At 42.7% G+C, this 12,611-nt stretch carries 9 protein-coding genes; 3 read left to right on the forward strand and 6 right to left on the reverse strand.

Annotation, left to right across the window (positions count from 1 at the left end; translation table 11 throughout):
- Positions 1–583: 583 nt before the first annotated feature.
- From B5D77_RS20100 to B5D77_RS26735, 4 genes are all read right to left on the reverse strand, one after another.
- Positions 584–1,069 carry a DsrE family protein gene (locus B5D77_RS20100; RefSeq protein ID WP_008196739.1) on the reverse strand — a complete coding sequence of 162 codons (486 nt, stop codon included), beginning with the start codon at positions 1,067–1,069 and terminating at the stop codon, positions 584–586.
- Positions 1,070–1,211: 142 nt separating this feature from the next.
- Complete coding sequence (locus B5D77_RS20105; RefSeq protein WP_106909518.1) at positions 1,212–2,891, reverse strand: AarF/ABC1/UbiB kinase family protein; 1,680 nt, start codon at positions 2,889–2,891, stop codon at positions 1,212–1,214.
- 214 nt (positions 2,892–3,105) lie between these two features.
- The gene (crtH, locus tag B5D77_RS20110) at positions 3,106–4,617 is read right to left on the reverse strand and encodes a carotenoid isomerase (RefSeq protein ID WP_106909519.1); all 1,512 of its coding nucleotides are present in this window, start codon (positions 4,615–4,617) and stop codon (positions 3,106–3,108) included.
- A gap of 308 nt (positions 4,618–4,925) precedes the next feature.
- Positions 4,926–5,102 (reverse strand): hypothetical protein, encoded by a 177-nt coding sequence (locus B5D77_RS26735; RefSeq protein WP_216824529.1) that lies wholly within the window; start codon positions 5,100–5,102, stop codon positions 4,926–4,928.
- Positions 5,103–5,152: 50 nt separating this feature from the next.
- Between B5D77_RS26735 and B5D77_RS20115 the strand changes: the two genes are divergently transcribed.
- On the forward strand, positions 5,153–7,057 hold the full coding sequence (locus B5D77_RS20115) for a nucleoside-diphosphate sugar epimerase/dehydratase (RefSeq protein WP_106909520.1): 1,905 nt from the start codon (positions 5,153–5,155) through the stop codon (positions 7,055–7,057).
- 40 nt (positions 7,058–7,097) lie between these two features.
- Here B5D77_RS20115 and B5D77_RS20120 read toward each other — a convergent pair whose 3' ends face one another.
- On the reverse strand, positions 7,098–7,286 hold the full coding sequence (locus tag B5D77_RS20120) for a hypothetical protein (RefSeq protein WP_002784873.1): 189 nt from the start codon (positions 7,284–7,286) through the stop codon (positions 7,098–7,100).
- Between the two features lie 203 nt (positions 7,287–7,489).
- Between B5D77_RS20120 and cobW the strand changes: the two genes are divergently transcribed.
- Entirely contained in the window at positions 7,490–8,524 is a 1,035-nt protein-coding gene (gene cobW, locus B5D77_RS20125) for a cobalamin biosynthesis protein CobW (protein WP_008196725.1), read from the forward strand.
- 835 nt (positions 8,525–9,359) lie between these two features.
- The gene (locus B5D77_RS20130) at positions 9,360–11,411 is read left to right on the forward strand and encodes a M3 family metallopeptidase (RefSeq protein WP_008196723.1); all 2,052 of its coding nucleotides are present in this window, start codon (positions 9,360–9,362) and stop codon (positions 11,409–11,411) included.
- A 249-nt stretch (positions 11,412–11,660) separates the two neighbouring features.
- On the opposite strand, the gene B5D77_RS20135 is transcribed toward B5D77_RS20130, so the two are convergent.
- Positions 11,661–12,610 (reverse strand): IS630-like element ISMae26 family transposase gene (locus B5D77_RS20135; protein ID WP_106908656.1). Its coding sequence is split into 2 segments (ribosomal slippage): positions 11,661–12,268 and positions 12,268–12,610, totalling 951 coding nucleotides; the frame shifts between segments, so codons are not numbered across the junction.
- Position 12,611: the final 1 nt, after the last annotated feature.

The raw sequence follows: 12,611 nt of genomic DNA on the forward strand, positions 1-12,611 counted from the left end.
GTCACTGTATCCTGATAAGGAACCCGCAATAACTCGAACAGAGCGTGGTTTAACAATTTCGGCTCTTCGGGAATTGTTATGCAAATAATTAACTTATAGCAATTCCCCTAGTTGTGGGGTACAGAGTCTTAGGTTTTGAGGAGTCAGTAGCCGGTCGTCAGGAGTTAAGATTTTGGGGTACCTCATGAGATTGGGAAACGCTATATTCAGGTATAAACGTTTATTCAGTAAACAGTAAACAGTTATCAGTTAGATTGAAACAAGCGAAATCCAAAATCAAATTAGGTGTTTTTTTGATTTCAATAATATGTCCTTTAGATGTACGGCAGCTTATAGCGCTTTTCACGTTAGTGAGGTATCGACAAATTGTAGAAACTACTATTGAGAACATTTTCAATAATTAATTTTTTTCTCAGAAAAAAATTATAATTGTTCACCTTGATCAAAATCAATCATTCTAGTTATAGTAATTACTGACAATGGGTAGCAATATATTAGTAAAAATTATCAATTGAATGTTAAGCGGAAACTGGGATAGAGACCTTAATAATAAGGTCTCTAGATTCTCTAGAAAATGCTAGATTTACCAGCTAATTACTTTAACCGTTTCGTTAAATAAATTTGCTTCTAGGGAATCGGGGGAACTTGTCACCACACCCGCAATTAGATCTTGGGGTTTTATGGCTGCTTGTTTCATACAGGAGGGACAAATTAAGACTTTTCCCCCTTGACTGATGAAATCTACTAACATTGCTTGCAGGGTTTTACCAGTGATACCGTTAGTGTGTTGAGGAATGGTCGTCGCTGCTAGGTGTACCCCTGTAATATTCAAAAAAATGGTGGTTGAGTGACCTTTTTTCAGCATATTGGTAGCGACACCAATGGCCATTGCAGCTCGCCAAGGATCATCAGTGGTTAAATTAACAAATAAATCGGATTTTTGTTGACCGACTGCAATTATTGCTTCGTTAGTTTGTACTGGAGAAACGGAAGGATTAGCTAAGACTGGGACTGATGTAACTAAGGATAATCCGACAAGGGAACCAAGGGCTAAAGATTTTAATAACATTTTCTTGTCCTCTTGCTGCTGGGTGCAATGAAAACATTTTCATTATGATAACTTCTGGAAAATCTTGTCAACAGACAGCCTGTCAAACTTTAATTTTTGTTGCGGATAACAAAAACCATCTACTAATAAAAATGATAATTATTTACTTATCTAACATTTTATCTAATCTTTCCTGAATCAATAAAACCAGGGAAGAACGCAGAAAAAATAAACCAAATAACCCCGCTAGACTGAAGGGAATAATGGCTAGTTTGCTATAGTTACTGTCTAATAAAAATATGGCTGAGATAATGCTAAATCCCAATAAACAGACATTAATTAATACTTTAATTGCCAGATAAATTTTTTTCAGAAGTCGTTCATTTTCCCGTGACTTAACTTGAAAAACTAAATTTCCTCGCTCGATTTTTTCCTCTAATTGACGGATCATTCTCTCGTTTTTATTCCCTTTTTGCCATTGTTGTTTAAGAAAAGTGCGAGCTTGATTAGCTAGGGTAAGCATGGTGTTGCTAGTTCCTCCCGATACCGCTAGACTTTTCACAAAAGGTTGACTAGCTGCTAATAAATTATACTGGGGATCTAAAGAGCGGGCAATCCCATCCAAAGTGGTGACAGATTTAATAATAAAAGTCATTTGGGGAGGTAAGCGAAAGGGTTGCTGTTTAAACATTAAATACACTTGATCGCTAATTTGTTCAAAAGCCCTCACATCTACCGGTTTATCGCGAAATTCCTCTAGGAGAAACTCCAGGATATTTCGCACGGGTTGCAGCTCTCTAACAGGTTCAATTAACCCCATATAGATCAAGGTTTTTAAGACTGTTTCCGTATCCTTTCTCAAGACAGCAAAAAAGGTTTCGATCATTTGATCTTTAGCAACAGATTTTACCTCGAACATCGTGCCAAAATCGTAGAAAATTAACTCCCCTTCCTGACTAACTGCCATATTACCCGGATGGGGATCCGATTGGAAAAAACCATCCTGTAATAGTTGTTTGAGATAGGAACAGATCCCCAGTTCAATAATCCCATCTACGTTAATACCATTAGCTAGTAAAGTCTCTCGATCATCGACTTTAATCCCCGGTACATACTCCAAAGTTAATACCTTGCGGGTGGTATATTGCCAGTAAACTAAAGGGACTTTTACCTGGGGATAATTCTTAAAATTTTCCCGAAAGCGATCGGCATTTTTGCCCTCATGGATATAATCGATTTCTTGAAAGAGTAGTTCAAAGAATTCTTGATAGATAGCTTCTAAATTATATTTTTTCACCACGGGGAAAATATTTAACCAACGGGTGAGACGATGCAACACTTCAAAATCGAGATTAAATAGTCCTTCTAGATTCGGTCTTTGTACCTTAATAACGACTTCTTCCCCACTTAATAACCGCGCTCGATGCACTTGTCCTAAACTGGCACAAGCGAGGGGAGATAGGGTAAAACTTGCAAATAAATTATCTAGGGGTTGTCCTAATTCTGTTTCAATAACTCGGAGCGCTTCTTGACTATTAAATTCGGGAACTCGATCCTGTAATTGGCTTAATTGTTCGATATATTCGAGCGGAATTAAATCTGCTCGCGTCGATAAAGATTGTCCAATTTTAATAAAAGTTGGTCCCAAATTAATGAGGCGATCAACTAACCATTTCGCTCTCCTTTGCCGTTTTTTGCCCCTATTAGCCCCCGTTAAACGATCCCAGAGCAAAAAAGTCAAAAACTGCATTGTAAAGCTAAATATCTCCAATTGACGAACAATCGGCGCTCGCAAGCTTTGCTGCCAATGTAAAGATTTGGGGGAATCAAAGGGAGTAACCATCAGTTATCAGTCATCGGTTATCAGTTATCAGTTATCAGTTATCAGTCATCAGCAAAACCGATCTACAGCGTTTCTCATCAAGGTGAAGTATAAATTAAACCTTGCCGAAGTAAAAACTCCAGTCGCAAAAACGCGCTTCATCCATCTGAGAAACGCTGTCAAGTATTCCTTTCCGGTTTAAGAATTCGCCGGTAAAAATCCTAATTTTCAGCTTTTAATCTCTGGGACGGGGTAAACCCAGATCTACCGCTAGACGATGACTGCAAGCAAAACCAGAAAAGGCCACCGCGTTTAATCCTTGACCGGGGAAGGTACTATCTCCCACACAATAAAGATTAGGAATAGCTGTACGATTAAAGGGCATTCCTAATAAGCCTAACAGTTTTCTTCGCGGTATTGGGCCGTAAGTGCCATCGATTCTATTCAAAAAGCGGCGATGGGTGCGGGCTGTGCCAATTTCGATATAATCTAATCCTGTATCTAGTTTGGGAAAGAGTTTTTTCAGGCGCTCGATGAGACGATGAGCAGCGGCCTCTTTTTTATGTTGATATTCTTGGGGGGGCAGTTTTTGCCATTGATCAATCCAGCTAGGGGTGAAAGTATGAATGATATGATGGTCCGGGGGTGCTAGGGAGGGATCGAGTAAGGTAGGAATAGAAACAAAGATAGTTCCCTGTTCTGCTTCCATATTTTCCCAATCTTCTAGTAAAATATGGTGACATTCGCTTCCTGAGGGTAACACATCGGCCTTAACTCCCAGATGCAAACTCAGGAAACTGGGGGATTTTTGATAGCGTTTTTGCCATTTTTTTTCGCTGCCGGGGAGCGATTCCGGGGGGAGTAGTTTCTCGAAGGTATCCCAACGGGTGGCATTAGAAACAATCTTTTTCGCGTAATATTCCTTACCATTGGTCAATTTTACCCCGATCGCCCGTCCTGCATCTAAAATAATCTTAGTCACTCTCGCTTGATACTGGATTTCACCACCAGCTTTTTCCAATCCCTCGACTAACTTGAGAGCAATCTGTCCTACTCCCCCCCGGGGATAGTTAATTCCCCCGTAATGGCGATCGCTAAAGACCATTCCCGCATTAATCATCGGAGTGCGATCGGCGGGTACTACCGACCAACAATAACATTCCATGTCGATAAATTTCAATAATTTCGGGTCTTTAATATATTTTCTGGCCACATCTCCCGCATTTTGGGGTAAATACTTGACCAATCCCAAACAGGATAAAGGATGCTGGAAAAAAACCCTAGTCAGATAGCGGGGTTCTTCCAATGATAGTAAATCCATACTATTGAGGCAATTAAACACCTGCCAGCATTCATCGTAAAAGCGCCGGATACCAGTTTTTTCTGCGGGAAAATGGCTAATTAATTCCTGTAAAAATTGTTCGTAGTCACGATGAACTTTTAGGTCTAATCCGTCCGGGAGATGATAGTGGATCTGGACGGGATCGGCAATGGTTTCGATACTCATATCCACCGCTGCCAAAGCCTTGGTTAAGAGGTTAGTCGTCCCCTTTTTGCCAAAACCAAAAATCATCGAAGCACCCACATCAAAACGATAACCCTCTCGTTCAAAATAACTCGCGCTGCCCCCCGGAATCAGATAACTCTCTAAAACTAGGACTTTTGCCCCTTTTGCCACTAATTGCGTCGCTGTCACTAATCCCCCGATTCCCGACCCAATCACGATCGCATCGTACTGATTACTCATAACTTTAGTTGATAAATTTTTGTGTCAATTCTTGATTGTAACCTTGACTAGCGGTGATTTATCGGCTAGATATTTGGGAGCAGAAAATTTTTGGGGAGCGATGAAAAGTTGCTAAAAGGAAAAAAGTCCGGCTCTCTTATTCTTTGTGTGATCAGTTTAACTTACTATAGAAGCGATCAATCTTTGTGTCCTCTGTGTCTGGAGTGGTTCCTTCCACTCCCTCGCCAGCAAGACTGTATCTTAGAATACATTTTACCCACCAAACCGAAGAGAGCCAAAGTCCTGACAAATCGAGCCACTTGACATATTTAGACTTGGGTGATATCATCTGCGGAAAGACGAGCGGCACTACTGTTATAAAAAACATTGGTTCTTCTCACTTCTGTGTGGAAGCAAGAAGAATAGGGGTAATTTTCTGGAAAGATAGTCTTCAAAGCCTTGCTTAGGAAGACTCCTAATAACCATAAACACTGAGTACCAGACAAAGTCGAGAGAGGCCAAGTATTTACCTTAAGATTAATTAATCAATTGGATGATGTATAGAAAACTGGCGAACAATATCCTTAAATTGGCTAATTCCCTATCTAGGTCATCGAAGCGATCTCTTTTAATTGTCACCGATTGCCTGATTTTTAGTCTAACCATCTATCTAGCCTTCTCTCTCAGGTTGAATCTGAGCCTCGAATATCAGCAAATTAGAGCTTTTTTAGGGCAAATATTGGGATTAATTGCCATTAAAACTCTAGTTTTCTCTCTCAAAGGTATTTACAGTCCCGTAGTACGTTATACAGGATTAGAGTTTCTTTCGTCCGTACTGCAAGCGGTTCTCTATAGTTCAGGGGTTTTAATCAGTCTTGCCTACTTTCAAGGGGATGCCTTTTTGCCGCGTTCAGTCCTGATTATCGACGCATTGTTAACCCTAGTATTGGTTATCGGGGTGAGATTGTTGATTCGTTCTGTCTTTCACCGTCTGAATATTTACGTCAGTAGTGTCGATAGAGAACCGAGAATTGTTATCTATGGTGCGGGAATTGTGGGTTGTCAATTAGCACGTTCCCTACAAAATGACCCCCACTATCGTTTATTGGCCTTTGTTGATGATAATCCCAATTTGCAGCAGCGAGTTATCCAAGGCATTAGGGTTTATCCCCCCTCTCAATTGGCACCACTGCACCAAAAACGGGCCTTTGACTGGGTTGTTCTGGCTATTCCGAACCTAGACAAGGCCAGAAAGCGGCAAATCATCGAAAGTCTAGAAATTTTACCCATCGACATTAAAACCGTCCCTCCCATCTCAAAAATTTTATCGGGAGAAGCGACCATCAATCAGATTCGCAGTGTCGATGTCTCGGAATTATTAGGACGGGAAGAAATCCTACCCCATCCCGAACTTTTGGGAAAAAATGTCACCGGTAAAGCGGTGTTAGTTACCGGGGGTGGCGGTTCCATCGGTTCGGAATTATGCCGACAAATCGCTTTCCTCAAGCCAAAATGCTTGGTAATCTACGAATTAAATGAGTTTTCCCTCTACAAAATTGATCTCGATTTAAGTGAAAATTATAGGGATTTACGCAAGTATGCCTATCTAGGCAATGTTCTCGACCGCAATCATCTAGACCGGGTCATCCAACAACACCAAATTGAGACAATTTATCACACTGCCGCCTATAAGCACGTTCCCCTTGTGGAAGCCAATGCTAGTCAGGGGGTTTACACTAATGTTTGGGGCAGTTTAAATGTCGCTCAGACCGCGATCGAGAATTCGGTTAGTAATTTAGTTCTCATTTCCACCGATAAGGCCGTCAGACCGACTAACATTATGGGGGCCAGCAAACGCTGTGCTGAGTTAGTTATACAAGCTTTGGCCGCTTTACCCGACACTTCCACCTGTTGCGCTATCGTCCGCTTTGGCAATGTTCTCGATAGTAGCGGTTCCGTGGTGCCGCGTTTCCGGGAACAAATCGCCCAACGTAAGAATATTACCCTCACCCATCGCGATATTATTCGCTATTTTATGTCTATTCCGGAGGCGGTGCGTTTGGTTATACAAGCAGGAGCCATGGCTAAGGGGGGTGAGGTATTCCTGTTAGATATGGGTGAACCGGTAAGAATTTACGATTTGGCCCTACAGATGATTCGTTTAAGTGGCTTAGAATTAGGGCAAGATATCGATATTGAAATCACAGGATTAAGACCCGGGGAAAAACTCTACGAAGAATTATTAATCGATACCGATAAAGCTCTTCCCACCGCTCACCCAAAGATTTTTTGCGCTCATGAACACTTTCTTGCTTGGGAAAAATTGCAAATCAAATTAGAACAACTGCTTAATTATATTCAACTTAATGACCGTCAGGGCCTAGTTAAGTCCCTACAAGATTTAGTTCCCGAATACCGGCCCCCGCAGCAAATAGCCAGTAGTTTGTCAAGTCAAAAGTAAAGAAGAGGAGTTTTACCTCTCCTCTTGTTGCCAAAATTTATTAATCTAATTGAACCGAATGCTCTTGTTTTAACTGCTTTTGGATAGTTTTTACCGTCTGCTCAATTTTATTGATTCCGCGAGAAGAAGGGCGATTTACTCTATCAGCTAGAGGAGAAGTTTGTTGAATAGCAATGCTTAAATAAAGGGGAAAAGCGAGGGTAAAGGCTAAAAAAAGACGTTGTAACATGATCCACTCCCACAAAAGTTCTTCAGCGATTATTTTAGCTGGCTGAAACTTTTACCAGAATAACGACTAACTAGGAAAATTTCAGCTAGTTTGTGACAGTCCGGCAATTGGTGGGGCAATCCTAAAGAATTAGTGCTGAAACCCTCAACCCTAGACCGAGATTCTGATACATTGATCTAGAAACATGATCGATCGCTCTATCTATGCACAAAATTCCAGTTACTGTGATCACGGGTTTTCTGGGTGCGGGAAAAACTACCCTCATCCGTCATCTACTGCAAAATAATCAAGGCCGACGGGTGGCCGTTATGGTCAATGAATTCGGAGAAGTGGGCATTGATGGTGATTTATTGAAAAGTTGTCAGACCTGCGACGACAACCCCAACGATAATATTGTGGAATTGACCAACGGTTGTCTGTGCTGCACAGTACAGGAAGAGTTTCTCCCCACCATGCAGAAATTGCTGGAGCGACGGCAACAGTTGGATTGTATGCTGATCGAAACTTCCGGATTAGCTTTACCTAAACCTCTGGTTCAAGCTTTTCGCTGGCCGGAAATCCGCAACGGTGCCACGGTGGACGGGGTAATCACGGTGGTGGATGGTTTTGCTATCGCTAGGGGTCGTCTGGTGGCGGATTTGGAGGCTTTAACGGCACAAAGGCAAGCAGACCCCAATTTAGAACACGAAACCCCCATTGAGGAGTTATTTGAGGATCAGTTGGCCTGCGCTGACCTGGTACTCTTAACTAAAACCGATCTCATCAGCGAAATAGAATTAGAAAAAATTATTAATTGGCTGAAAACGCAACTGCGATCGACGGTAAAAATAGTTACTTGTGCTGATGGACAAATTAGCCCCGATGTGCTATTGGGATTTAATGCCGCCGTCGAGGATAATTTAGCTAGTCGTCCTAGTCATCATGATCACGAGGAAGAACACGATCACGATGAGGAGATCAATTCTGTGCAGTTTTGCCTCGATTCTCCCGTAGATGCCCAAATTTTGACCCAACGGATCAAAGAATTGGTGGCCCGAGAAGAAATCTATCGGGTCAAGGGATTTGTTAACGTGGCCCATAAACCCATGCGTATGGTGTTACAGGGAGTCGGCGATCGCTTTGATTCTTTCTTCGACCGACCCTGGCAATCCACAGAAATGCGGCAAACCCGCTTGGTCTTTATCGGCCGCTCCCTCGATAGTCAGAGAATCGAGCAGGCCTTAACTAGGGTTTGCTGAAGAAGTTTTTCCCAGGGACAGGGTGTGGGGTGTGGGAATTATGAATTATGAATTATGAAGTGGGGTAGATAGGGAAGTGGGGTGATGGGGTGTGGGCTTCGGCCGTGAGACTTCGGCGTGAGCTCAGTCTCACGGCCGAACCCTGCCCCCTGCCTGACCCCACCAACAAACTTTTTGCCGCAAACCCTATTTATTCTCCCCCCTCCCTTCTCCCTTCTCCCTTCTCTCCCTCTACAATAATTACTCGCAGCCAGAAATACGTTATGACACATCATACTTTGTACTTTTTGTCAAAAAAACTTTTTTTTTGCAATAAAACTACACAAAAAAAAGATCATCGTTATGGGTGAAATTAACTGATTTGACCGTCCTAATTAGGAACACCTTCTAGGTGTGGCAAGGGTTTTAACTATTGCTGCCCAAAAAAGCACAGAATAACCCACTATGAAATTCTATCAAATCGCTGTAACCCTTGTAACATCGTTGTTAAATAAAAATCTTTCTCAATTAATTCTTAAGAATTTGTAAATATTGCGGAATGTTAATTTAAATATTCTCAATCTTTTGCAGTCAATAGATAATTTTTGCTTATCTTTGCCCCACATTGGGTTAGGAGTCGGTCGTCAGGAGTCAGGTTTTAGGTGTTGGAGTTTTAGGGTTTTGGGGTTTTAGTTCAATTTCCCCACTTCCCCACCTCCCCACTTCCCACACCCCACACCCCACACCCCACTGATCACTGAAAAAGCTCCGGCAATCGATCGCCTGAATAGATGGTCAGGGATTTAGGTTAGGGTAGTAAAAGATACAGATTACTCACCCTTGCAGACCAACAATTATGACGAACACCAGTAACCCGCTGCTTGCCGGTCAAGGATTACCGGCTTTTGACCAAATCCAACCCGGCCTGATTGTCCCTGGCATAACGCAACTTTTGCAGGAACTGGCCAGAGAATTAACCGATCTAGAAGCGCAGATTGCCCCCACTTGGGAAAAATTAGTCGAACCCCTCACCCGGATCGAAGAACGTTTAAGCTGGAGTTGGGGGATTATCGGTCATCTGATGGGGGTAAAAAATAGCCCAGAATTGCGTCAAGCTTACGAAAGCGTACAACCGCAGGTGGTCGAGTTTATTAGCCGTTTAAGCCAAAGTAAACCCATTTATGAGGCATTTTTGTCCCTGCGCCAAGGAGAAAGCTGGGGGCAATTAGACGAGGCACAACAGCGCATTGTCGAAGCTTCCCTGCGGGATGCTCAATTGGCTGGGGTGGGATTGGTAGGGGAGAAAAAAGACAGATTTAACGCGATTCAACTGGAATTAGCGGAAATCACCACGAAATTTTCTAATAACATCCTCGATGCCACCAAAGCTTTTCAACTGAAACTAACAACCCCAGAAGATATCGCCGGTTTACCCCCTAGTCTCCTTAGTTTAGCCGCCCAAACCGCCCGGGGCCAAGGGGAAACTAACGCCAGCACCGAAACTGGCCCCTGGGTGATTACCCTCGATTTTCCCAGTTATTTCCCCTTTATGAAGTACAGCGATAATCGGGAATTGCGCGAAAAACTGTATAAGGCCTACGTTAGTCGGGCTGATCTGGGAGAATTGGATAATAATCCCTTAATCGATCGCATTTTGCAACTTCGTCAGGAACAGGCCCATCTTTTAGGTTATAGTACCTACGCCGAGGTCAGTCTTGCCAGGAAAATGGCCAATTCTGTGGATGAAATCGAGAAATTGCTTGACAATTTGCGCCAAGTCAGCTATGAAGCGGCAAAACAGGATTTAGAGGCCCTAAAAACTTTTGCCGGAACCGACGATCTCAAGCATTGGGATATAGCCTATTGGTCAGAAAAACAGCGTCAGGCCAAGTTTAACTTTAGTGCCGAGGAATTACGCCCCTATTTCCCCCTACCACGGGTTTTAGAAGGCATATTTAGCCTCGCTAAACGGATTTTTGGGGTAGAAATTATCGCTGCCGACGGTAAAGCACCTATCTGGCATCCCGATGTGCGTTATTTCCAGATTAACGACGAAAAGGGCGAAAAAATCGCCTATTTCTACCTCGATGCCTACAGTCGTCCCGCCGAAAAACGCGGCGGTGCTTGGATGGATGTCTGTATCGGTCGCGCCAAAACCGGCACCGAGGTGCGTTTACCTGTGGCTTATTTAATCTGCAATCAAACGCCTCCAGTGGACGGAAACCCCAGTTTAATGACCTTTGAGGAGGTAACTACCCTATTTCACGAATTTGGCCACGGTTTACAGCATATGTTAACCACTGTGGACTATTCCGGGGCTGCGGGTATTAATAACGTTGAGTGGGACGCGGTGGAATTGCCCAGTCAATTTATGGAAAATTGGTGTTATGATCGCCCTACTTTAATGAGTATGGCCAAACACTACCAAACCGGTGAAACTCTCCCCGAACATTACTATCAAAAACTGCTTCTAGCTAAGAATTATATGAGCGGTTCGGCTATGCTGCGTCAGCTACATTTGTCTTTAGTAGATTTGGAATTACACCATCGTTATCAACCGAATGGCGGCGAAACCCCTAAACAAGTTAGACAGCGTTTAGCGGCGACGACGACGATCATTCCTCCCCTACCAGAAGATGCTTTCTTGTGTTCTTTTGGACATATTTTCGCCGGCGGTTATGCGGCGGGTTACTATAGTTATAAATGGGCAGAAGTTCTCAGCGCCGATGCTTTTGCCGCTTTCGAGGAAGTGGGATTAGATAACGAAGAAGCAGTGAAAGCGATCGGTCGCCGTTTTCGCGATACTGTCTTAGCTATGGGGGGAAGTTCCCATCCTATGAATGTTTTTAAAGCTTTCCGCGGTCGCGAACCTAGTACCGAGCCTCTCCTCCGTCATAGCGGCTTATAAAAGTAGGGTGTGTTAGCGTAGCGTAACGCACCAAACACTTTTCTTTGTGGTGCGTTACGGCAATATTTAGCTCTTGATTTTTTCCCTAAAAACAAGGGATTGTCTGACGCACCCTACTTGAATATATGGTGATAAGTAGGTAGGAGTTAAAAGTTGTCAGATCCCCCCGCCTATCGGCACCCCCCTTATCAAGGGGGGCAGGGGGGATCGAACCTAAAATCCATTTTTAATTTATAGCAATTCTCTGACTCATGAGGTACAGTAGCAACAGTGAGTAAACCAATTGCGAATATCTTTTTGAGTAACTTCTAACATAGCTAATTCAATCCCTTCTATTAAGTCTTTGTAAGTTCTCGCCTTCAGTTTTCTTAATATCGCTTTGACTTTTGACCAAAAGTTTTCAATAGGAGAGAATTCGGGAGAATAAGGAGGTAAATAGATGAGTCTAGCTTTTTCTTGTTCAATTATTTCTCTGACCATTTCTCCGAGATGAATCTTGGCGTTATCCATGAGCAAACAGTCTCCTTCTTTAATTTTTGGCAGCACTTCCTTCAGAATAAATCCTTCAAATGTTACCGCATCCACTGCACCGTATATGTTGACTGATGCCACAACTTTTTCTAAGCTTATAGCACTAATTATTGAAATATTTCTCCCTCTTTTTTGTGGTTTTCTTCCCCGAGCTCTTTGGCCAATTAAGGCTCTAGCATAGAGTCTCAAAAGGGCTAAATTTACCCCCGATTCATCGATGAAAATTAGTTTTGATGCCTCAATTTCCCTAACTTCTGACCAGTATTCCACTCTTTTTTGCTGCACCCTGTCACTTTCTTTTTCCGCCGCGTGTAGTGTTTTTTTTTGAAACTGTAATTGAGTTTTTGCGTAAGCCGCCCCAGGGTGGCTCTACTGACTTTCACCTGTGTCTTTTCATATAGTAAGTCCGATAATTCTTCGAGAGTTGCATCATTGTTAGATTCGATGATTTCTATTAAAATTATCAGTTGTTCACTATTTAACTTGGTTGGCGGACTTCCCCCTTGTGGACGAGGACGGATATCCCCTGTTTCTTTATGTTGCTTCAATAACTTCTGAATAAAGCTTTTAGCCACGTCAAATCTCTGGGCTAGTCCTCGAATAGAAATTTTTTCTTTCTTCCAGACATCGATAATTTTTTGGCGAAAATCTACGGAATAGGGTCTCATA

Origin of the sequence: Microcystis sp. MC19 (assembly GCF_003019735.1) — a bacterium.
Lineage (GTDB): Bacteria > Cyanobacteriota > Cyanobacteriia > Cyanobacteriales > Microcystaceae > Microcystis.